Here is a 21502-nt window from a genome sequence, read left to right as displayed (position 1 = left end):
TGGTTTTCTCCCACAAGGAAGGGTCGACATCTGCGGAAGAATCTCTTGCACGGAAAACCTGAACGGTCTAGGTTTTCATCCACGGGAGCGAATCTCCGGCATGTCGCAGCGTGGCGACGCCTTCGGACTCCCACCGGCCGAAGGAGGCAGGCATGAGCGGTTCCGCAGCGGGTACGCCGTCGGGGATGACGACGGCGACGGCGGTCGCACGGGAGCATCACTGGTTCGCAGAACCGACGGAGCCGGCGAAGAAGGGGTATGTCGCCTGGCTGATCATCGCGCAGTTCATCTTCTTCATCGCCCTGCTGGGGCCGGCCATCGTCGGCATCGGTCTGAAGATCACCGATCTGCAGAACGCCGGGGCGATCGCCGACGGCGCGGCGGGCTTCAACACGGCCTCCGCGATCCTCGGTGGAGTGGGAGCGTTCTTCGCGACCGTCGCGAATGTGGTGTTCGGCCGCGTCTCCGACCGCACGACGAGCCGGTGGGGACGCCGACGGATCTGGATCGTCCTGGGCACCGTCATCATGACGATCGGCTTCGTGTTCATGGCGCTCGGCCCGAGCCTGCTCGTCGCCACGATCGGCTGGGCGATCGCCCAGCTCGGCGCGAACATGACGCTCGCGCCGTTCGTCGCGACGATCGCCGACCAGGTGCCCAAGTTCCAGCGCGGATCGGTCGCCGCGGGTCTCGGCATCGCACAGAACCTCGGCATCGTCGGCGGCACGTATGTCGCGGGCTGGTTCTCGTTCAACCTCTTCATCGTGTTCGTGATCCCCGCGATCCTCGCGATCATCGCCATGGTCGTCTTCGCGATCGTGCTGCCAGACAGGGTGCTCCCGGCCCGGCCGCCGCGCATCAGCTTCCGCGAGGTCGTCCAGACGATCTGGGTCAGCCCGGTCGCGCACCCCGACTTCGCGCTCGCCTGGTGGTCGCGGTTCCTCATCACGTTCGCGAGCTTCGGGTTCACCACCTTCCGCTTCGCGTACATGGGCTTCCACTTGGGGGTTCCCGAAGAGGAGATCGGCCTGCTGATTGCGAACACGACGCTCGTGTACACCGCGGCCCTGGTGGTCACGGCGTGGATCGCGGGCAAGATCTCGGACAAGATCGGTCGACGCAAGGTGTTCGTCTGGACCTCGACGGTGCTCTTCGCCGCCGGCACGTTCGCGCTGATCTTCATCCAGGACGTCCCGTCGTACTACGTCCTGGAGATCCTGCTGGGGGCCGCCTTCGGAATCTACGTCGGCGTCGACCTCGCGCTGGTCGTCGACGTGCTGCCGAACCCGGACGACTCGGGCAAGGACCTGGGCGTCTTCAACATCGCCAACGCGCTGCCGCAGACGGTGGCCCCTCTCATCGGAGGTCTCGTGCTGGCGTCGACCGGTGGCGCCAGCGGTGCCGACTACACGGTCTGGTTCACGATCTGCGCGGTCGCGGCGCTGATAGGCGCCGCGGTGATCTTCCCGATCAAGAGCGTGAAATAGCGGGGACGGGGAGTGACGACCGGATGCCTCGGGGGGCGCATCCGGTCGTCACGGGTCTCCGCTCGAGCGTTCATCGGATTCTCCTAGACTGACGTCATGGTACGACGGGGGCAGTACGCGAAGGGTGCGGCGAAGCGCGCCGAGATCCTCGCCGTCGCGCTCGACGTGGTCGCCGAACTGGGCACCCGCAAGGCATCGAATCGGGAGATCGCGGCACGCGTCGGACTCACCCAGCCGGGACTCATGCACTACTTCAGCACCCGCGAAGAGCTCTTCCTCGAGGTGCTCCGTGCGCGCGACGAGCGCGATCATCGGCAGTACTACTCGCCCGACGGGGCATTCGAGGGCTTCCTCGATGTCATCTCGCACAACGCCACCGTGCCGGGACTCGTGAGGCTGTACGTGGAGTACTCGGCCGAGGCGACGATCGAAGGGCATCCCGCCCGGGCGTTCTTCGAGGAGCGCTTCGTGTGGGTGCGCACGCTGATGACCGACGCCGTGCGGCACGAGCAGGCCGTCGAGCTGATGGGGCCGGACGTCGACATCCCTTATGTCGTGGACCTGGTCATCGCGGCCGCCGACGGGCTGCAGGTGCAGTGGCTGCTGGATCCGTCGATCGACATGGCGGAGTCGCTGTCTCGGCTCTGGCGCGGCATCCGAGTGACGTCCTGGCCGGCCGTCGTCACCTGACCTCCGACGTTCCGTCGATCGCAGCCGTGCACCCCTGCGGCCACGTTCCGCGTGCACGGAGACGCGCTTAGATAGTATTTTCCGTAATTACGAACTTTTGATAGGTTCGAATCATGGAATCCGAGAACGAGCGCGCGATCGAGCGCCGCCTGGCCGACCTCGAGCACGAGGTCGCGCGGCTCTCCGCCCTCGCCCAGGGGCGTATCGACGTCGTGCCTTCGGATGCTCCGGACTCCCCGGATGCTCCGGGTTCCTCGGAGCCGGCGGATGTTCCCGATGCCCCGGATGCCGGTGCGGCGCCGGATGCCGCTGATACGCCCGCCGGCGCGGACGACCCGCTCTGGTTCGTGAACGAGCTCGGCCGACGCGTGCCGGGTGCGGTCATGATGGCCGGCTCGGTCGACACCGCCGCAGGGCCCGTCCGCTGGCAGTACGGCCTCATGGCCGACGCCCTGCTCTCGCAGGACTGGAGCGATCTCGCGCGCCCCCTCGAGGCGCTCGGCCACCCCGCTCGCATCGAGCTCGTCCGTCAGGTGCTGCGCGGCGCGCACACGACGGCCGAGCTGCTGCAGCTCGAGCACCTCGCCTCGTCCGGTCAGCTCTATCATCACCTGCGTCAGCTCGTCGCGGCGGGGTGGCTCGTCTCGCCCCGCCGCGGGTACTACGAAGTTCCTGCGGCGCGCGTCGTCCCCCTTCTCGTCCTGACCATGATCGCTTCGAGCTGAGGAGCCCCCCGTGACCACCCCCTCGACACCCCCGACACCCCCGACACCCCTCGACCCCGAGGCCCGCGCGAGCGGATCGGAGGCGCCTCGTCGCCGCCCGACCCGCGCGATCCTCGCCGTGATCGGCGCCGCCGCCGTGGTGGGCGTCGCGCTCGGCGCGGCGATCGGTCCGCAGCACCAGACCGTGAGCGCCTCGACGGCGGGCGATGCCGGTCTCGCCGACCGCATCCGCTCCCTTCCCGGCAGCCTCGACAGTTTCCGCTCGCTCTCGGTCGCCGAGATCGGGCCCGACGGGGCGGTCTTCGCCGGACTCGGCGACGCCGACCCGGCCGACCCGGGTGCGCCGACCGCCGACACCGTCTTCGAGCTCGGATCCATCACCAAGACCTTCACCGGAGCGCTGTTCGCCGAGGCGATCGAACGCGGCGAGGTGAGCGCCGACGACGCGCTCGCCGAGCACCTGCCCGAACTCGAGGGCACGCCCGCCGGCGACGTGACGCTCGCCTCGCTGTCGCAGCACACGTCGGGTCTGCCCGGCCTCGGGGCCACGGCCGCCGACGCCGCAGTCACCGGTGTGCTCCTCAACGAGAACCCTTACGCGACCACGACGACCGAGCAGCTGATCGCCGATGCCGCGGTGGCGCCCGTCGACCCGGATCAGGGATCCCTCTACTCGAACTTCGCCGTCTCGCTGCTCGGCACCGCGCTCGTCGAGGCAGCGGATGCCGGGGACTACGCGACCCTGCTCGAGGAGCGCATCACCGGCCCGCTCGGCATGGACGACACGGTCGTCGCGGCGACCGCCGACGAGGTTCCGGCCGATGCCGTGCCCGGATTCCTCATCAACGGCGTCCGTGCACCCCGCTGGTCGGGTGAGGGATACCTGCCGGCCGGATCGTCGACCTTCACGACCGCCGCAGACCTCGCGCTCTGGGCGCAGGCCAACCTCGATGGCACGGCCCCGGGCGCCGCAGCGCTCGAACCCACCGCGCCGATGGGCGAAGGCACCGAGATCGGGTGGGGCTGGATCACCTCCCCCTCCTTCTCGGGCGAGGGTCTGCAGACGTGGCACAACGGCGGCACCGCGGGCTTCCGCACGATGCTCACTCTCGATCGGGATGCCGGGACGGCGTTCCTCGCCCTGTCGAACACCGTGGCCCCCGCCGACTACATCGCGATGTCATACCTGTCGGGCGCCCCGATCCCGGAGGTCGACGCCCCGACGGCGACCGTGGCGTGGGGTGTCTTCGGACTCGCGCTGCTGTTCGGCCTGATCGCCCTGTTGCGTTCGTTCCGGGTGAAGGCGCTGCTCCCGTCGGTCAGCGACCTGATCTGGGCGACATTCGGACTGCTGCTGCTCTGGCACAGCGGACCCTGGTTCGCGGTCGGCGGGTGGTTGTGGGGACTCGCCCTCGCTCCCGCGCTCGCCGCGATCGGAGTGCTCGTGCTTCGCGCGTCGCGGACGCCGCTGCCGTTCCTCCCGCGTCGCCGCGCCTGGCTCTGGTGGCCGGTCGCCGTGATCGGTGCGGGGCTCGCGGTCGGCGTCACCTTCCTCTGGTGAGGTGACGGGGGCGGGCCGGGATCGGTCTGCTGCGGCGCCGGGGACGGCTTCGGATCCGGCCGCCGACTCGCCGTGCCGCGGGGACGGGCGCGCGGCGAGTCGGAATCCGGCTCCGACGTTGTGCTCGATGTCTCGGGCTCGCGGCCCGGGCTCGGGCTCGCGGCCGGGGCTCGGGCTCGCGGCCGGGGCTCGGGCTCGGGCTCGCGGCCGGGGCTCGGGCTCGGGCTCGCGGCCGGGCGCAGTCGCTCAGAGGCCGAGCTTCTCGGCACAGGCGACGCAGTGCGTGGCGAACGGGCGCACCTCGAGGCGCTCCGCCGGAATCGGTCGGCCGCAGTGCGCGCAGACGCCGTAGGTACCCGCATCCAGGCGGGCAATCGCGTCGTCGACCTGCCGCAGTTCGGATGCCGCCGCTTCGGCCAGCCCGGTCAATCGTGACCACTCCGACGAGAGCGTGACGCCCTCGGGGTCGTGCTCGTCGTCGTCGTTCGACCCCTCGCGGTCGTGCATCAGCTCGGCAAGGGTCGCCGCGGTCGCCGTGACCCGAGCCGCGGACTCGGCGCGCAGCACGGTGAGGCGAGAGCGGGCATCCGACGTCATCCGCACACTCTAAGCCGCTCCTCCGACATCCGCTGCCCGCGTGCCGCCCCCCTCTGGCACCCGCTGCTGCCGCACGCCCGAGTGGCGTCTTCCCCGTCAGGAGGCACCTCCGTGTCGGGCGGAGTCCTCTGCGTGGGGCGGTCTCCTAGCTGTCAGAGGTCCGCCGAACAGGGAGTTCTCCGCCCGACGGTGAGACCACCTGAACCGTGTCGGTCCGCACCCCGGGGTGGTCGCGCTCGAGGGCGGCGCCCTCCATGTCGACGTTCGGGAGGATGCGGTCGAGCCACCGCGGCAGCCACCAGGCCGAGCGTCCGAGCAGATGCATGAGCGCCGGCATGAGCAGCATCCGCACGACGAAGGCGTCGAGCAGCACACCGAAGGCGAGTCCGAAACCGATCGAGCGGATGATGGTCGACTCCGAGAAGATGAAGCCGCCGAACACCGACACCATGATCAGCGCCGCCGCGATGACGACCGAACGGCCGGCGCGGAAGCCCTGCGCCACGGCATCGCGTGCCGAGGCACCGTGCACGTACGCCTCGCGCATGCCGGATGCGAGGAACAGCTGATAGTCCATCGCGAGCCCGAACAGGATGCCGACGAGGATCACCGGCAGGAAGCTCAGGATCGGCCCCGGGCTGTCCAGGCCGATGAGGTCTGCGCCCCAGCCCCACTGGAACACGGCGACGATCAGGCCGTAGGTCGCGAACAGCGAGAGCACGAAGCCTCCGGTGGCGATGATCGGCACGAGCAGCGAGCGGAACACGACGATCATGATGAGCAGCGAGAGTCCGACCACGACCACGAGGTAGAGGGGTAGGACGCCGGCGAGTGCTTCGGAGATGTCGATGTTGGTCGCCGCCTGACCTGCGACGCCCAGGGTGGTGCCGCCGTCGAGCTGCGGCAGCGCGCGGATGTCCTGCACGAGCTTCTCGGTCGACGAGCTGTTCGGTCCCTCGGCGGGCAGCACCTGGAACGCGAGCAGCGTGTTGTCGTCGGAGGTCGCGATCGGGGCGACGGCGACGACGTCGTCCTGGTCGGCGATCTTCTGGGCGACCTCGACCTGCGTGGCGAGCAGGTCGTCATCGCTCACCGCCTCGTCGAGGGTCGCGGTGACGAGCAGCGGTCCGTTGGCTCCCTCGCCGAACTGCTCCTCGACGGCGTGGAAGGCGCGATAGCTGGTGGAGTCCGACGGCTCGCTGGCCCCGTCGGGGAGGCCGAGACGCATCGACATCGAGGGGATGGCGATGATCAACAGCGCGATCACACTGACGAGGGCGGTCACGACGGCGCGCAGCGTCGACATCCGCTTCACCGGCGTGCCCGCGGCATGCGGCTGGCCGATCGTGGCGCGGGCCTTGCCGCTGAGCAGGCGGGTGCCGACGAGACCCAGGATGGCGGGTGCGAGCGTGATCGCGACGAGCACGGCGACCGCGACGCAGACCGCGCCGACCGTGCCCATGAGCCCGAGGAACGGCACGCCCGTCACGTTGAGGGCGAGCAGGGCGACGATGACTGTGGTGCCGGCGAAGACGACGGCGGTGCCCGAGGTGCCGGTGGCGAGGCCGATCGACTCCCGCACCGACACGCCGTTGAGCAGCTGCTTGCGGTGTCGGTTCACGATGAACAGCGAGTAGTCGATGCCGACGGCGAGGCCCAGCATCACCCCCAGCACGGGGGTGACGGATGCCATGTCGACGACGCCCGAGAAGGCGAGGGATGCGGTCACGCCGACGCCCACGCCGACGATGGCCGTGACGATGGGCAGCGCGGCACCGATCAGCGTTCCCAGCATCACGATCAGCACGATCGCGGCGAAGGCGAGCCCGACGGCCTCGCCGACCCCGAAGATCTCGGGCACGCCTTGCGCGATGTCGGTGCCGAAGTCGACCTCGACGCCGTCGATCGGCGCGGAGTCGAAGTGATCGATCGTGCCCTGCTTGATCTCCTCCGAGAGCTCGAGCCGCGGGTCCTCGAACGACACGTTGACGATGGCGGTCGAGCCGTCGTCCGACACGACGCCGATGCCGTCGGAGAGATCGAGCAGGGTCGTGCCGAGGTCGACCTTCTCGGCGTTCTCGTCGAGATCGGCGCGGGAGTCGTCGATGGTCTTCTGCTGGGCCTCGACCTCGGTGAGCTGCGCGTTCAGTGCAGCGATCTGCCCATCGAGCGCCGAGAGCTGTGCGGCGGGGGCGCCACCGGCCTCGGCCTGCGCCCGGCCTGCGGTCAGCTGCTCCAGCCCGGACTCGAGCTGCGCGCGTCCCTCGTCGAGCTGCGTCTGTCCGGCATCCAGCTGCGCCCGTCCGCCCTCGACCTGGTCGCTGCCGTCGGCGAGCTGCTGGGCCTGCTCGGCCCGCTGCTGCTGGGTTTCGAACGGGTCGATGACCGAGGCCACGCCGTCGAGATCCTCGGCGCTCGACGCCAGCGTCGAGATCTCCTGCTTCTGCTGCTCCGTGAAGGCCGAGCCGTCGGTGGTCCGGTAGACCACGGTTCCCGTGCCCCCGGCCGTGTCGGGCAGCTTCTTCGCCAGCTGGTCGGTCACCGCGCCGGACGCGGTGCCGGGGATGTCGAAGCTGTTGCTGAGCGTGCCGCCGAGGGTCAGGAACGCGCCGACCCCGAGGCCGAGGATGAGGACCCACGAGATGATCACCGTCCATGCCTTGCGCGCAGCGAGGGAACCCAGACGGTAGAGCAGTGATGCCACGACGATCTCCTTCAGACATCAATGATCATACGGTGCGTCTCGTCTAGTGTTCTGTGGTTATCCTGAACTCGTGGTGAACGATCATCGGAGCGGGCCCGTGCGCAGCACAGCGGCGCGCGAGGCCATCCTCGATGCCACGGCCCGGCTGTTCCACAATCAGGGCTACGACCGACTCACGATCGAGGGGATCGCGAAGGAGGCCGGTGTCGGCAAGCAGACCATCTACCGGTGGTGGCCGTCGCGCGGTGCGTTGATCGGTGAATGCCTCGCCGAAGGACGGCTGATCCCCGTCGACTTCGATGTGCCCGACACGGGAGACCTCGCCGCCGACGTCGAGACCTGGCTGCGCAGCGTGCTCTCGATCCTCGAGGCGCCGGAGGGCGGGGTGCTGCTGCGGTCGCTGGTGGCCGCGGCGACCGAGGACGCCGGTGTCGGAGCGCACCTCGGCGAGAGCCTCGGCGTCGAGAAGTACCTGAGCGCGCGCATCCGCGGCGGCATCCGCGATGGCCAGCTCGCCGCCGACGCCCCCGTCGAACAGCTCGGACGAGCCATCCTCGGCGCGATCATCGTCGAATCTCTGGGGCGCGAACGCCACGACCCGGAGTCGATCGTGCAGCTGACCCGGTTCCTCTTCTCCCGCTAGGTCGTCACCGGGTCCTCAGCGCGAGCCCGAGTCAGACGATGAGGAGGCTCAGCACGGTCGCGCCGCCACCGCCGAGGATGAGCGCGACGATCACCGTCCAGGCGACGACGCGGATGCGGCGATTCCGACGCTCGCCCAGATCGCCGTAGTCCTCGCTCAACTCGGCAGGATCGCTCGCATCGGGCCGCGACCGGTCGGGACGACCTGACGGGTCGGGCCGCCGGCTGAGCTCGCTCATGCGCCGACCGGCTCGGCGACCGTCGGGCCGAAGGCGGCGGGAAGGGTGGCCTGCGAGCGCTCGCGGATCTCGGCGACCGGAACGGTGAAGACGCCCTGCACCTCGAGCTTGGCGCCCTCGGTGTCGGTCACGCCGATGCGCATGACCGGGTATCCCCGGCCTTCGCACAGTCCGCGGAACTTGACGTCGTCTTCGCGCGGCACGGTCACGATGACGCGGCCGGTCGACTCCGAGAACAGGGCGGATGCGGCATCCACGCCACAGCTCTCGAGGATCTCGTTCAGCCACACGCGGGCTCCGACTCCGAAGCGAGAGACGCCCTCGGCGAGTGCCTGCGCGAGTCCACCCTCGGACAGGTCGTGCGCCGACGAGATCAGCCATTCGTCGCGAGCCGCCGCGAGCAGGCCGGCGAGGCGCTTCTCGCCTGCGAGATCGACCTTGGGCGGCAGTCCGCCGAGGTGCTGGTGCACGGTCTCGGCCCACGCCGACCCCGACAGCTCGGTCGAGGTGGTGCCGAGCAGGTAGATGTTCTGACCCTCGTCCTGCCACCCCGAGGGGATGCGGCGCGAGACGTCGTCGATGATTCCGAGAACGCCGACGAGCGGAGTCGGGTGGATCGGCACGTCGCCGGTCTGGTTGTAGAACGAGACATTGCCGCCGGTGACCGGGGTGCCGAGCTCGTAGCATCCGTCGGCCAGGCCGTCGACAGTCTGCCCGAACTGCCACATGACCTCGGGGTTCTCGGGGGATCCGAAGTTCAGGCAGTCGGTGATCGCGGTGGGCACGGCGCCGGTCACGGCGACGTTGCGGTATGCCTCGGCGAGGGCCAGCTGCGCGCCCGCGTACGGGTCGAGCTGCGAGTAGCGGCCGTTCGCATCGGTCGAGATCGCGAAGCCCAGGCCCGACTCCTCGTCGACGCGGATCATGCCGGCGTCGTCGGGGAACGCGAGGGCCGTGTTGCCGAGCACGTAGTAGTCGTACTGGTTGGTGATCCAGCGGGTGTCGGCGAGGTTCGGCGAGGCGACGAGGTTCAGGAACTGCTCGCGCAGCACCTCGGGGTCGTTCGAACGGGGGAGGTTCTCGGCGGCATCCGCCTGCAGGGCGTCGATCCACGTCGGGTACGCGACCGGGCGGTCGTAGACGGGGCCGTCGACCGCGACGGTCGACGGGTCGACATCGACGATCCGCTCGCCCTGCCAGTCGATGATGAGGCGGCCGTCGCCGGTGACCTCGCCGAGCACGGAGGTCTCGACCTCCCACTTGTTCACGACGGCGAGGAACGCGTCGAGCTTCTCGGGCGCGACGATCGCCATCATGCGCTCCTGCGACTCCGACATCAGGATCTCTTCGGCCGTCAGCGACGGATCGCGCAGCAGCACGTTGTCGAGCGAGACCTTCATGCCGCTGTTGCCGTTGGCCGCGAGCTCGCTGGTGGCGCAGGAGATGCCGGCGGCGCCGAGATCCTGGATCGCCTCGACGAGCTCGTCGCGGTACAGCTCGAGGCAGCACTCGATGAGCACCTTCTCGGCGAACGGGTCGCCCACCTGCACGGCGGGGCGCTTGGTGGGGCCGCCGTCGGCGAAGGTGTCGGACGCCAGGATGCTGGCGCCGCCGATGCCGTCTCCGCCCGTGCGAGCGCCGAACAGCACGACCTTGTTGCCCACGCCGGTGGCGTTGGCGAGCTTGAGGTCTTCGTGGCGCAGCACGCCGACCGCGAGCGCGTTGACGAGCGGGTTGGCCTGGTAGACGGAGTCGAAGACCGTTTCGCCGCCGATGTTCGGCAGGCCGAGGCAGTTGCCGTAGAAGCTGATGCCGCTGGTGACGCCGTGCACGACGCGGGCGGTGTCGGGGTGGTCGATCGCGCCGAAGCGCAGGGCGTCCATGACCGCGACCGGGCGGGCGCCCATCGAGATGATGTCGCGGACGATGCCGCCGACGCCGGTGGCCGCACCCTGGAACGGCTCGATGAACGAGGGGTGGTTGTGCGACTCGGCCTTGAAGGTGACGGCCCAGCCCTCGCCGACGTCGATGACGCCCGCGTTCTGGCCCATGCCCACCATGAGGCGTTCCTTCATCTCGTCGGAGACCTTCTGGCCGAAGCGGCGCAGGTAGTTCTTCGACGACTTGTACGAGCAGTGCTCCGACCACATGACCGAGTACATGGCCAGCTCGCCGGAGGTGGGGCGACGGCCGAGGATCTCACGGATCCTCGCGTACTCGTCGTGCTTGAGGCCCAGCGCTGCGTAGGGCTGCTCCTTCTCGGGAGTAGCGGTCGCGTTCTCGACGGAGTCGGGGACGTGCTTGGGGGCAGGTGCAGGGGCGGTGGTCACGCGCACTCCTAGATGAGGGGCCGGCGGGGCATGGCCAGTCTACCGGGGGATGCCGACACCGACGGTCGGCGGGGATGCGGCGGCGAACCGGGCGATGAGCGTGTGCGCGGCGTCGGCCAGGGCAGGCGGTCCGACGATCGTGAACGGCGCATCGAAGCGGGTCAGCGAGGCGAGGATGCCGACCCACGACCACGATCCGATGGTGACACGGCACGAGGTGGCATCGATCGGATCGACCGTTCCATCCCGACCGATCCAGTGGGCGACCTCGGTCGCCGGGAGTCCGATGATCACCTCGCCGATGCAGGGCCAGCGGTCGACGGCATCCGCTCCTTTGGCCCGTGCCGCGAGATACGTCTGCGCGTCCGCGGCGGGCAGTTCGCGCGGGGTGAAGGGCAGACGCGTGGGCAGGCGCGGCGACATCCGGTCCAGCCGGAAGGTGCGCCAGTCCTCGGCGTCGAGATCCCAGGCGAGCAGGTACCAGCGACCTTCCCTGGCGACCACCGCGTGCGGCTCCGTGCGTCGGGCCGGGCGGTCGGCATCGCCGTAGTCGAAGCGCAGCACGTGGCGATCGCGCACGGCGGCGCTGACTGCCTCGAGCACGGCGGGGTCGACCCGCGTCTCGTTCCCGACGCCCGTGAAGCGGATGCCGTCGACACGATGCCGCAGCCGGGCGGGCATCACCTGCCGCACCGTCGCGAGTGCACGGGCGGCCCCCTCGTCGATGTCGATGCCCGTGGTCGGCACGCTCTGCAGCGCGACGGCGATCGCGACGGCCTGGTCGTCGTCGAACAGGAGGGGCGGCAGCTCGGAGCCGGCGTCCAATCGGTATCCGCCGTCGGGACCTTTGCTCGCGCGGATCCGATATCCGAGCTCGCGCAAGCGGTCGACATCACGACGCACCGTTCGGGACGTGACCTCGAGTCGGTCCGCGAGCACGTGCCCTGGCCAGTCGCGCGGGGTCTGCAGCAGCGAGAGCAGCGCGAGCATGCGGGAGGAGCTGCCGGTCATGTTCTCATTCTGCGTCAAGAAGAGGACCGAAACCGTCCTCTTCTGGCGAGAGTGTGGCTCTCGACGGCGGATACGCTGCCGCGACGATCGAGGAGATCCCATGTCCATCGCAACCACCACCCACCTCAACTTCCGCGGCACGGCGCGGGCTGCGCTCGAGTTCTACCGGTCTGTCTTCGGCGGGGAGGTGACACTCGCGACCTACGGAGACTTCGGGATGCCGGCCGACGTGCCCGGTGCTGACAAGGTCGTGTTCGGACAGGTCGAGAACGCCGACGGGTTCCGGCTCATGGCGTACGACATCCCCGGAGCGGCGGAGGACACGGCCGCGACCGCCGGCACGACCACACGGGAGAACGGCGCGACCCTCACCGATCGCACGTTCTTCCAGTCGGTGCGGGCCGATTCGCTGGACGAGCTGGCCGGATACTGGGATGCGCTGGCAGACGGGGCCTCGATCGTCGAGCCGCTCGCGGCATCGGCATGGTCGCCCGGCTTCGGCATGCTGACGGATCGCTTCGGCGTGACATGGGTGCTCGACGTGCGCGCGGCGTACGCGAGCTGAGCCGGATGCCGTTCACGATTCAGCATGAGATGCGGCGGAGCGGCTCGAGACTGGGTGTCGAGGGGGAGCGAGCCCGTCCATGCTGAATCGTGAACGCGCGACCCGGGTCAGTTCTTGCCGGAGTCGCCGTTCGACTTGTCCGGCTTGTCTGTTTTGTCCGGTCTGTCGGCCTTGTCGGGGTTGTCGAGCTTGTCGGCTTTGTCGGCCTTGCCCGAGTTTCCGGGGGTTCCGGAGTTTCCCGGGTTGCCCGAGTTCCCGGGGTTGCCCGAGTTCCCGGGGTTGCCCGAGTTCCCGGGGTTGCCCGAGTTGCCGGGGGTTCCGGAGTTCGCCGGCGTCTCCGCGTCGGTGACCGTCTCGACGGGCGTGCTCTGCGGCTCGGCCTCAGCGGATGTCGACGCCGTACGGACGACCGCCGTCGACGCCACGCGCCCGATGTCGGATGCCGGCGCGGTGAAAGCCACGAGACCGACGACGAGCGCCCCGGCCGCGGCAACACCGGCAGCGCCGGCGATCACGCGGGTGCGGGTGCCGGTGCGGGCGCCGCGCGGCGTGCGGGCGCGAAGGGGAGCGTCCGCGCCGTCCGTCGCGGGGAACACGGCCGTGGCACCGGTCCGAGTCGCCCCGGCCGCTCCCGGATCCCGCGCCGGGCCCACCGCATCCGGCTCATGCGCCGTATCTGCCGCAACTCGATCGTCTGCTGCGCCGGCTGCGCCTACTCCGCCTGCCGCGCCGACTACACCGACTGCGCGGGTTTCACCGGCTGCACCGGGCACTCCGACCCTGTCGACCCCGCCGACTGCGTCTGCCCCGCCGACTGCGTCTGCCCCGCCGACCACACCCCGCGCGGGGGTCGGACCGGCGGCCGCGACGATCGATGCGGAACCCGCGGCGATCGCGGTCTCGCTCGTGTCGGCAGCGTATCCCCGCACCAGGCCGCGCGCGACGCGGGCGACCTCGGTGGCGGTCGGGCGCTCCTGCGGGTCGAGGCGCGTCATCCGCGTGATCAGGTCGCGCCAGCCGTCCGGCACCGTCGCCGGGATGATCGGCGGGTGCGCGAGCCGGGCGATGGCCGCGGCGCGCCCCGACGCGAGCGAGGGGTATCCGGCCTCGCCGGTGAGGGCTTCGAGTGCGACCAGACCGAGAGAGAACACGTCGACCGGCGTGCCGGGCTCCTGATCGCGGAGCTGCTCCGGGGCCATGTAGGTGAGGGTGCCGAGCACGATGCCGGGAGTGGTGAGCCGGGTGTCGTCGATGGCGCACGCGATGCCGAAGTCGGCGAGCTTCGCGACCACCGGTCGACCCGTGCGATCGGAGGCGAGCAGCACGTTCGACGGCTTGACGTCGCGGTGGACGATCCCCGCCGCGTGCACGGCGGTCAGCCCCGCGGCGAGGTCGCGGGTGATCCGCGCGACGTCCGCGGGCGGCATCGGGCCGTCGGTCATGCGGTCGGCCAGCGTCGGCCCCTTCACGAACTCCATGACCAGGTACTGCGGGCGATTCGGGGTGAGCTGCGCGTCGTACAGCGTGACGAGAGAGGGATGGCTCAGCGAGGCGAGCAGCGTCTTCTCGGTGTGCGCGCGCTCGATCGAGGCGACGGGCCCCTGACCTTCGTGGATCATCTTGATCGCCACGGTGCGGCCGAGGTGGGTGTCTTCGGCGCGGTACACCGTCGCCATGCCGCCCTGTCCCACACGATCGTGCAGAATGTAGCGTCCATCGAGCAGTGCCGCCGTGGGCGACATCACTTCCAGCGTCATCACGTGCTCCTTGCAGCTGCATCCGGGTCATGCAACGTCACACGGTATCGACGGCGGCGGGTGCTCGTCACAGGGGTTGACGCGGACGTCGATCGATGGATGCGGTCGCCTGAGCGGCGGACGGAGAGCGTGCCCGAACGTGTCAAGGGTCTCGGCCCCGGTCGCACTCTGACGTAGAAAAGAGGGAGATCGAAAGGTAGGGGCATGGCCGCAGGCGACATCGAGACCTTCCAGCGTGACGGGATCTGGTTCAACCGGATCGAGGGCGAAGCCCGCACGCTGGGTTCCAGCTTCGAGACCGAGGAGGAGGCGGTCCGGGTCGGTCGGGGCGCGGCCGCCGCACGCCAGGTTCAGCACGCCGTGCGTTCGGAGGAGGGGCCGTCGGACACCCGCAACCTGCACGATTGGCATCCGCGCGACCTCATGAACTGAGCGCGATCTTCGGAGAGATGTCACCTCAGCGGAAGGCGCCCGGAACGCGCGGAACCGTGTCATGGGCCGACATCGGACTGGCCGCGAGCCCGCAGGCATCCGTAGCCTGGAGACTCCACCGTGAAGGAGTTCCGTGTCCGAGAGTCGCCGCACCGTCATGAAGACTCGTCGACCGCAGCGCGCGTGTGCGCCGCGATGTCGAGTCGAGGGCTGAGCGTCGAGCACCATGAGCGATTCCGTGAACACCGACCCGCATCCGTTCGACTCCCGCACGAGGTTCGATCTCGATCGACCTGAGAGCCGTAAGTGGAGTCTGCATCCCGGCCACATCGGCGCGTGGGTCGCGGAGATGGATTTCGGCGTCGCGCCGGTGATCGCGGAGTCGCTGCACCGGGCGATCGACGAGGAGAACCTCGGGTATCTCTCGCCGCCGCTGGCCGCCAGGCTCGGCGAGGCGACGGCGGCATGGATGCGCGACGAGTACGGCTGGAACATCGACCCCGACCGCGTGCATCCGGTCTCCGACGTCATGGCGGCCCTGCGCGTCGCCGTCGAGGAGTATGCGCCTGCCGGATCCGCGGTGATCGTGCCGACTCCGGCATATATGCCGTTTCTGACATATCTGCCGTCGATCGGGCATCCGGTGATCGAGGTGCCCGGGATCGAGACGGTCGACGCGCAGGGACGGGTGCGCTGGCACCATGATCTGCAGCGCATCGACGAGGCCTTCGCGGCCGGTGCCCGCACGCTCGTGCTCTGCAATCCGCACAATCCCACCGGGACCGTGGTCGAGCGTGCGGAGCTCGAAGCTCTCGCCCAGATCGTGGAGCGGCACGGCGCACGCGTGTTCGCTGACGAGATCCACGCGCCGCTGCGCTTCGACGGCCGGCCGTTCACCCCGTACGCCTCGCTGTCGGACTCGACGGCGGCGCACACGATCACCGGAACGAGCGCATCGAAGGCCTGGAACCTCCCCGGGCTCAAGACCGCGCAGCTGATCACCTCGAACGACGCCGACCAGCAGCTGTACAAGAGGTTCGGGTTCTCGGTGCAGCACGGTGCCGCGACGCTCGGAGTGGTGGCCTCCACCGCGGCATACCGCGAGGGCAAGCCGTGGCTCGACGGGGTGCTCGAGTACCTCTCGCAGTCGCGTCGCGAGCTCGGGTCGCTCGTCGCCGAGCAGCTGCCCGGGGCGGTGTACCGCGAACCGGAGGCGACCTACATCGGCTGGATCGACACACGCGCGCTCGAGATCGACGGCTCGCCCGCCGCGTTCTTCCGCGACCAGGCGGGCGTCGTGCTGACCGACGGCCGCCTGCTCGGTCGGGGATACGAGGACCACGTCCGCGTGGTGTTCGCCACCCCTCGGCCGATCCTTCGCGAGGCCATCGCCGCGATGGGGGATGCGGTGCGCGACCGCTGAACCGGCTGGTGCGGCGGGGCGGGCGGGCGCCGCGGGCGGGCGCGGCGCGGTGGTCGGGCGGGCGGGCGCGGTGCGGGGTCGATTTCGCATCCGGGAGCGCTGTTTCGGGTGCGGAACTGACCCCGTCCGAATCGGTGGGCGCGCGCGGTGCGGCGGTGGGGTGGGCGGGGCGCGGTGCAGGGTCGATTTCGCATCCGGGAGGGCTGTTTCCGGTGTGGAACTGGCCCCGCTCGAATCGGTGCGCGGCCCGGTGCGGGGTCGATTTCGCATCCGGGAGGCCTGTTTCGGGTGCGGAACTGACCCCGCTCGAATCGGTGGGCGGGCGGGCGCGGCGGGCGGGCGGAAAGGCGGCCAGGCGCCCGCGGCGGCTAGACGGAGACCGAGGCCCGCCCGGCCAGCGCCGCGGCGATGCGCTCGACGGCCTCGACCAGCAGGGGTCGGGGCAGCGCGAACACGAACCGCGTGTAGCCGATGGCCGCCTCGCCGCAGGCGGCTCCGTCGGTCATCGCGACGCCCGCGTGCTCGCGGAACCACTCGGCGAGATCGCCGGTCAGCCCCGTCTCGCGGAAGTCCAGCAGGGCGATGTAGCTGCCCTCGGGCACGATCATCCGCACGCCGGGGAGCTTCTCGTCGACGAGCTGCGCCAGCATCCGCCGGTTGCCGTCGAGGTACTCCACGACCTCGTCGAGCCACGGGGCGCCCGCCGTGTAGGCCGCGATGTTCGCCACGACGCCCAGCGTCGAGGTGCCGTGCCCGGGCCAGAACCCGAGGCGCTCCCAGAGCTCGGCGTCGGCGTCGTTCGAGATGATCACCTGGGCGCACTTGAGCCCGGCGAGATTCCAGGCCTTCGAGGCGGACGTCGCGGTGAAGGTGTGGGCGGCCGCGGCATCCGACACCGAGGCGTAGGGGATGTGCTGCGCCGGGGCGTAGACGATGGGGGCGTGGATCTCGTCGGCGAACACGCGTCCGCCCGCGGCCGTCACCGTCTCGGCGATGGCGAGCAGCTCGTCGCGGGTCGCGACGGTGCCGAGGGGGTTGTGCGGGTTGCAGAGCACGAGCATCTCGCCGCCGTCGCGGAACGCCTGGGCGACGGCATCCAGGTCCATGACCCAGCGTCCGTCGACCTCGATGCTCGGCACCTCGATCACCCGGCGATCATGCATCGGCGGCACGAAGAGGAACGGCATGTACGCGGGCGTCGGCACGATGACGGCCGACCCCGGGGAGGTGAAGTTCTCGATCGCCAGCTCGAACGCGGCGATCACGTCGGGCACATGGTGCACCCGGTCGGCCGGGATCTCCCACCCGTACGACTCCGCGTACCAGCGGGCGGTCGCGGCGGAGAGGTCTTTCGCGAGACGCTCGGGCAGATAGCCGGTCACGCCGACGTCGAGAGCATCCTTGACCGCGTCGGTGATGGCGGGGGCGAGACCGAAGTCCATCTCCGCGACGAACGCGCCGATCATGTCGGGAAAGGTCGTCCACTTCAGGCTGCCCGCGCTGTGCAGGTCGTCGCGAGTGATCTGGTCGAACGCGGGGGAGGTCATGGTCCAATCCTTCCACCCGCAGGCGACACCGGGCCCGGGTCGGCGACAGGCGCGGCATCTGCCCGCGGGTCGCCGTTGAGCGTCATAGCCTCGCGTGCCAGGATTGCCCCGACCCGGCTCGCGGTACCGCGAGTCGGCGGCGACGAAGGGAACCTCATGCAGCTCGCGATGATCGGACTCGGCCGGATGGGCGCCAACATCGTGCGCCGTCTCATGCGCGACGGCCACGACTGCGTGGTCTACGACGTGAATGCGGATGCCGTGCAGGCCCTCGTCGCGGAGGGAGCGACGGGCGCCGAGAGTATGGCCGACCTGGCGTCGAAGCTCGAAGCCCCCAGGGCCATCTGGATGATGGTGCCCGCCTCTCTCACCGGACAGGTCGCCGACGAGGTCGCGGCGGTGCTCGATGAGGGCGACATCCTCATCGACGGCGGCAACTCGAACTACCGCGACGACGTGCGGCGCGCTGCGGCACTGCGGGAGCGCGGCATCCACTACGTCGACGTCGGCACCAGCGGCGGAGTGTTCGGCCTCGACCGCGGATACTGCCTCATGGTCGGCGGGCCCGACGAGGCCGTGCAGCGCATCGAGCCGGTGCTGCGCACGATCGCCCCGGGTGTCGGCGAGATCGAGCGCACGCCCGGTCGCACCGGCGACCTCACTCCCGAGGAGCAGGGCTATCTGCACTGCGGCCCGTCGGGTGCGGGGCACTTCGTGAAGATGGTGCACAACGGCATCGAGTACGGCATCATGGCGTCGATCGCCGAGGGGCTCAACCTGCTGCACAACGCGGATGCCGGGGTGCGCGAGGCCGAGCACTCCGCCGAGATCGCCCCGCTCGAGGAGCCCGAGTTCTACCAGTTCCCCATCGACACGTCGAAGGTCGCCGAGCTGTGGCGCCGAGGATCCGTGATCTCGTCGTGGCTGCTCGACCTGACCGCGGCCGCGCTCGCCGAGAACCCGCAGCTCGACGGACTCGCCGGCCGGGTGTCGGACTCGGGCGAGGGGCGCTGGACCGTCAAGGCCGCCGTCGACGTCGGAGTTCCCGTGCCGGTGCTCGCCGCTTCGCTGTTCGAGCGCTTCGCGTCGCGCGGCGAAGACCACTTCGCGAACCAGGTGCTGTCGGCGATGCGTCTGCAGTTCGGCGGCCACCAGGAGCTGCCCGCCGGCGACGTGCTCGAGGCCGGTGCGCGCAAGGCGGAGTCCGACTGAGTCGAGTGGGCCTCGCTCGTCGTGCGAGGCCCCGCCCGTTGAGCGAGCGGAGAGAGACGAAACGCGCCCGCATCCGCACTCCTGGCGCATGTCCGTGCCCGACCCGCGAGCGCTATGGTGCAGGCATGGATGGCACACCGGATGCTGCGCGCGAGCGCACCGCGCAGGCTCGGACCGAGACGCGCGACGAACCCGCCCCGCCCCCGCTGAGCCGCAGGACGGTTCGCCGGCTGTCGTGGACGCTCGCCTGGAGCATCCCTCTGATCGCGTTGATCGTCGGCATCGCGCTGACGGTCACCGGGTCGATCGAGCAGCTGGAGCCGATGGGCGAGGGCAGCTACGAGGTCACGCTGCTCGCGGTCTGGCCCGCGGGTGCCGCGTTCCTCGCTTCGGGAGTGCTGGGGCTCACAGCCGCCGCCATCGCCACTGCGTTGGTGACCACGGTCCCCGCCCGTTGAGCGAGCGAAGCGAGACGAAACGCGCCCGCAGCATCTGACGCGCCGCTAGTCGCAGGCGATCCCGTCGCCGTCGCGGTCGAGGTCGTAGATGTCGTTGCCGACGACCTGCACCGGACCCTGCACGTATGACGGTCCGTTCCCGCTGCCGCCTGCGCAGTCGACGTCGCTGTCGATCGGCACGCAGGCTCCGGCATAGTTCGGATCGCATCCACCGCCTGCCTGCACGAGCGGCACCGGAGCCGCGGGTGCAACGGGCGCGGGCGCCTTGCTCCCGATCGCCGTGACCTCTGCGACGGGCGCCACGGAGATCGCTTCGCCGATGGCCTCGCGCGAGACCTCGACGCCGTCGACCAGAGTCACCCGATACGTGATGACCTTCACGCCGTTCGCGCCGGCGGTGACCAGAGCAGTCGTGCCCTGGTCGCGCTGCGGGTCGTCGACGGTCGTGGCCTCGAACGGCACGGCAACCTCTTCGGTCACCGTCTCGAACGTGGTCGGAATCGGGGTGGGCGTGGGCGTCGAGCTCGGCACCGCCGCAAAGCTCTGCGGCTCGGATGACGGGGAGCGGCCGCCCGCAGTCACGGTGCCGCCGCTGTTCGGGCTCGCGTTCGCGAGGCCGCCGCCGGTGAAGAGAAGTGCGGCCAGGCCGAGGGCCAGCAGGCCGGAAGGCCGCGATCGAAGTCCGAGGGCGGGCAGAGGGCGTGAGAACAGGACGACCAGACCCACCGCGATCACGGCGGTCGCGACGAGGAGGATCGCGATCGGCGACAGCCTGGCGAGGAGCCCGCCGACGACGAGTGCGCCCACGATGATCCCTGCCATGCGCCATCCGGTGCGACGCGTGCTCGGCGCGGATGCCTCGGGAGCTACGGGAGCTGCGGCCGTGCTGAACTGTGTCGTCGCGGCGGCGGCCGGTGACGGCGCCGTCGCGCCGGTCCACTTCTGGCCGTCCCACCAGCGCAGCTGATGCGGATTCTCCGGATCCGGATGCCAGGCGGCAGGAGGCTGTGACATGAGTGTTCCCCTCGACGATGAGGCGACGAGTCGCCGGCGTTCCCCAGAGCGCCACTGCCTGTATATCGGTACGACGGCGCACCCGACAACAGCCGAATCTGAAACGTGATGAATCGTGAATCAGCCCCCGCTGCTACCATCGGTGCCTCCTGCATCGCCGCATCGGAGGTCGGAAGTGAAGCGTTCTGTCGGTTGGTTCCTCGGATCCTTCATCCCCATGGTCGTGTCTGGGGCCGCGCTGATCCTGTTGGTGCCGAGCCTCACGGATCCGGATTCGGTGCTGCAACCGTGGATCCCGTCGGTGCTGGGCGCGGTCTTCGCGGCAAGCGCCTTCGTGGCCTGGAAGGTCCGCCCGGATTGGAAGCGCAGCCCTTCGACCTAGGCCCCGGGGCTGGTGGCGCGCCCGCTCAGCCACAGCAGTACTCTGATCCTCATCCCGCACCACCCGCGCACGCCCGCATCGAAGGAGATCGGCGAGATGAGACCACTGCGCTATTCGATCAACGTCACGCTCGACGGGTGCGTCCATCACGAGGCGGGGGTCGCCCCCGATGAGGAGCTCATGGGCTTCTGGGTCGCTGACATGCAGCGAGCGGATGCCGTCGTCTACGGCCGAACCACGTACGAGATGATGCAGTCGGCCTGGCGCCGCCCGGCATCCGGGGTGTGGCCCGACTGGATGGACGAGTGGGAGGTGCCGTTCGCCGACGCCCTCGATCGGATGCCGAAGCACGTCGTCTCGAGCACGCTGCCCTCCGTCGACTGGAACGCCGAACTCGTCACCGGTGATCTGGGCGAGGCCGTCCGGCGGTTGAAGGAGCAGCCGGGGCAGGGACTGTCCGTCGGTGGCGTGACGCTGCCGTTGGCTCTCGCCGAGCTCGGCCTGATCGACGAATACACCTTCGTCGTGCATCCGCTCGTCGCCGGGCACGGGCCGCGGCTGCTCGATGGGCTGAACGAGCGGCTGGCCCTGCGCCTGGTCGATCGGCGGGAGTTCGCGTCGGGTGCGGTCGCGCAGATCTATCGTCCCGCGTGAGTCCCCGGTCGTCGGGAGAGGTCCGCGAGGCGGCCCGACTCGTCGCGCGGGGAGTTCCACAGGCCGTCGTAG

20 protein-coding genes are annotated in these 21502 nt (G+C 70.0%); 12 read left to right on the top strand and 8 right to left on the bottom strand.

Annotation, left to right across the window (positions count from 1 at the left end; translation table 11 throughout):
- Positions 1–152: 152 nt before the first annotated feature.
- The 4 genes from ASD43_RS04385 to ASD43_RS04370 all read left to right on the top strand — a co-directional run bounded on the left by ASD43_RS04385 (position 153) and on the right by ASD43_RS04370 (position 4463).
- Positions 153–1487 (top strand): MFS transporter, encoded by a 1335-nt coding sequence (locus ASD43_RS04385; RefSeq protein ID WP_056414099.1) that lies wholly within the window; start codon positions 153–155, stop codon positions 1485–1487.
- Between the two features lie 96 nt (positions 1488–1583).
- Positions 1584–2177, top strand: a complete 594-nt coding sequence (locus tag ASD43_RS04380; protein WP_056414096.1) for a TetR/AcrR family transcriptional regulator — start codon at positions 1584–1586, stop codon at positions 2175–2177.
- Positions 2178–2290: 113 nt separating this feature from the next.
- Complete coding sequence (locus tag ASD43_RS17505) at positions 2291–2902, top strand: ArsR/SmtB family transcription factor (RefSeq protein WP_056414093.1); 612 nt, start codon at positions 2291–2293, stop codon at positions 2900–2902.
- A gap of 10 nt (positions 2903–2912) precedes the next feature.
- Positions 2913–4463 carry a serine hydrolase domain-containing protein gene (locus ASD43_RS04370; RefSeq protein WP_056414089.1) on the top strand — a complete coding sequence of 517 codons (1551 nt, stop codon included), beginning with the start codon at positions 2913–2915 and terminating at the stop codon, positions 4461–4463.
- Between the two features lie 246 nt (positions 4464–4709).
- Here ASD43_RS04370 and ASD43_RS04365 read toward each other — a convergent pair whose 3' ends face one another.
- Both ASD43_RS04365 and ASD43_RS04360 read right to left on the bottom strand, forming a co-directional pair.
- Positions 4710–5060: a TraR/DksA family transcriptional regulator gene (locus ASD43_RS04365; RefSeq protein WP_056414086.1), complete on the bottom strand. Its 351-nt coding sequence runs from the start codon at positions 5058–5060 to the stop codon at positions 4710–4712.
- Between the two features lie 145 nt (positions 5061–5205).
- Positions 5206–7764, bottom strand: a complete 2559-nt coding sequence (locus ASD43_RS04360; protein WP_082539252.1) for an MMPL family transporter — start codon at positions 7762–7764, stop codon at positions 5206–5208.
- 97 nt (positions 7765–7861) lie between these two features.
- Between ASD43_RS04360 and ASD43_RS04355 the strand changes: the two genes are divergently transcribed.
- Positions 7862–8407 carry a TetR/AcrR family transcriptional regulator gene (locus tag ASD43_RS04355; RefSeq protein ID WP_235564019.1) on the top strand — a complete coding sequence of 182 codons (546 nt, stop codon included), beginning with the start codon at positions 7862–7864 and terminating at the stop codon, positions 8405–8407.
- A gap of 31 nt (positions 8408–8438) precedes the next feature.
- On the opposite strand, the gene ASD43_RS04350 is transcribed toward ASD43_RS04355, so the two are convergent.
- Genes ASD43_RS04350 through ASD43_RS04340 form a run of 3 tightly spaced genes read right to left on the bottom strand, consistent with a single transcriptional unit; the run spans position 8439 to position 11986 of the window.
- The gene (locus ASD43_RS04350) at positions 8439–8645 is read right to left on the bottom strand and encodes a hypothetical protein (RefSeq protein ID WP_056414081.1); all 207 of its coding nucleotides are present in this window, start codon (positions 8643–8645) and stop codon (positions 8439–8441) included.
- On the bottom strand, positions 8642–10975 hold the full coding sequence (purL, locus tag ASD43_RS04345; RefSeq protein ID WP_056414078.1) for a phosphoribosylformylglycinamidine synthase subunit PurL: 2334 nt from the start codon (positions 10973–10975) through the stop codon (positions 8642–8644). Before purL ends, ASD43_RS04350 begins: the two co-directional genes overlap by 4 nt.
- 39 nt (positions 10976–11014) lie before the next feature.
- Positions 11015–11986, bottom strand: a complete 972-nt coding sequence (locus tag ASD43_RS04340) for a helix-turn-helix transcriptional regulator (RefSeq protein ID WP_056414075.1) — start codon at positions 11984–11986, stop codon at positions 11015–11017.
- A 100-nt stretch (positions 11987–12086) separates the two neighbouring features.
- Here ASD43_RS04340 and ASD43_RS04335 point away from each other — a divergent pair, with 100 nt between their 5' ends.
- Positions 12087–12551 carry a VOC family protein gene (locus ASD43_RS04335; protein ID WP_056414073.1) on the top strand — a complete coding sequence of 155 codons (465 nt, stop codon included), beginning with the start codon at positions 12087–12089 and terminating at the stop codon, positions 12549–12551.
- Between the two features lie 107 nt (positions 12552–12658).
- Here the strand turns inward: ASD43_RS04335 and ASD43_RS17585 are convergent, their stop codons facing one another.
- Positions 12659–14308, bottom strand: coding sequence for a serine/threonine-protein kinase (locus ASD43_RS17585; protein WP_056414069.1), 1650 nt, complete (start codon positions 14306–14308; stop codon positions 12659–12661).
- 204 nt (positions 14309–14512) lie between these two features.
- On the opposite strand from ASD43_RS17585, the gene ASD43_RS04325 reads away from it, so the two are divergent.
- Both ASD43_RS04325 and ASD43_RS04320 read left to right on the top strand, forming a co-directional pair.
- Positions 14513–14740 (top strand): DUF2188 domain-containing protein, encoded by a 228-nt coding sequence (locus tag ASD43_RS04325; RefSeq protein ID WP_056414066.1) that lies wholly within the window; start codon positions 14513–14515, stop codon positions 14738–14740.
- Between the two features lie 226 nt (positions 14741–14966).
- Positions 14967–16163: a MalY/PatB family protein gene (locus tag ASD43_RS04320; protein ID WP_056414063.1), complete on the top strand. Its 1197-nt coding sequence runs from the start codon at positions 14967–14969 to the stop codon at positions 16161–16163.
- A gap of 368 nt (positions 16164–16531) precedes the next feature.
- Here the strand turns inward: ASD43_RS04320 and ASD43_RS04315 are convergent, their stop codons facing one another.
- The gene (locus ASD43_RS04315; RefSeq protein WP_056414061.1) at positions 16532–17710 is read right to left on the bottom strand and encodes a MalY/PatB family protein; all 1179 of its coding nucleotides are present in this window, start codon (positions 17708–17710) and stop codon (positions 16532–16534) included.
- Between the two features lie 156 nt (positions 17711–17866).
- Between ASD43_RS04315 and gnd the strand changes: the two genes are divergently transcribed.
- Both gnd and ASD43_RS04305 read left to right on the top strand, forming a co-directional pair.
- Complete coding sequence (gene gnd, locus ASD43_RS04310) at positions 17867–18922, top strand: phosphogluconate dehydrogenase (NAD(+)-dependent, decarboxylating) (protein ID WP_056414059.1); 1056 nt, start codon at positions 17867–17869, stop codon at positions 18920–18922.
- 125 nt (positions 18923–19047) lie between these two features.
- The gene (locus ASD43_RS04305; RefSeq protein ID WP_056414056.1) at positions 19048–19380 is read left to right on the top strand and encodes a hypothetical protein; all 333 of its coding nucleotides are present in this window, start codon (positions 19048–19050) and stop codon (positions 19378–19380) included.
- A gap of 45 nt (positions 19381–19425) precedes the next feature.
- Here ASD43_RS04305 and ASD43_RS16925 read toward each other — a convergent pair whose 3' ends face one another.
- Entirely contained in the window at positions 19426–20394 is a 969-nt protein-coding gene (locus ASD43_RS16925; RefSeq protein ID WP_082539251.1) for a G5 domain-containing protein, read from the bottom strand.
- Between the two features lie 175 nt (positions 20395–20569).
- On the opposite strand from ASD43_RS16925, the gene ASD43_RS17160 reads away from it, so the two are divergent.
- Positions 20570–20776 (top strand): hypothetical protein, encoded by a 207-nt coding sequence (locus tag ASD43_RS17160; RefSeq protein WP_157550799.1) that lies wholly within the window; start codon positions 20570–20572, stop codon positions 20774–20776.
- A gap of 96 nt (positions 20777–20872) precedes the next feature.
- Positions 20873–21430, top strand: coding sequence for a dihydrofolate reductase family protein (locus tag ASD43_RS04295; RefSeq protein ID WP_056419069.1), 558 nt, complete (start codon positions 20873–20875; stop codon positions 21428–21430).
- The last annotated feature ends 72 nt before the right edge of the window (positions 21431–21502 follow it).

The organism is Microbacterium sp. Root553 (genome assembly GCF_001426995.1).
Classification (GTDB): domain Bacteria; phylum Actinomycetota; class Actinomycetes; order Actinomycetales; family Microbacteriaceae; genus Microbacterium.
This window is presented reverse-complemented; position numbering and strand designations above follow the sequence as displayed.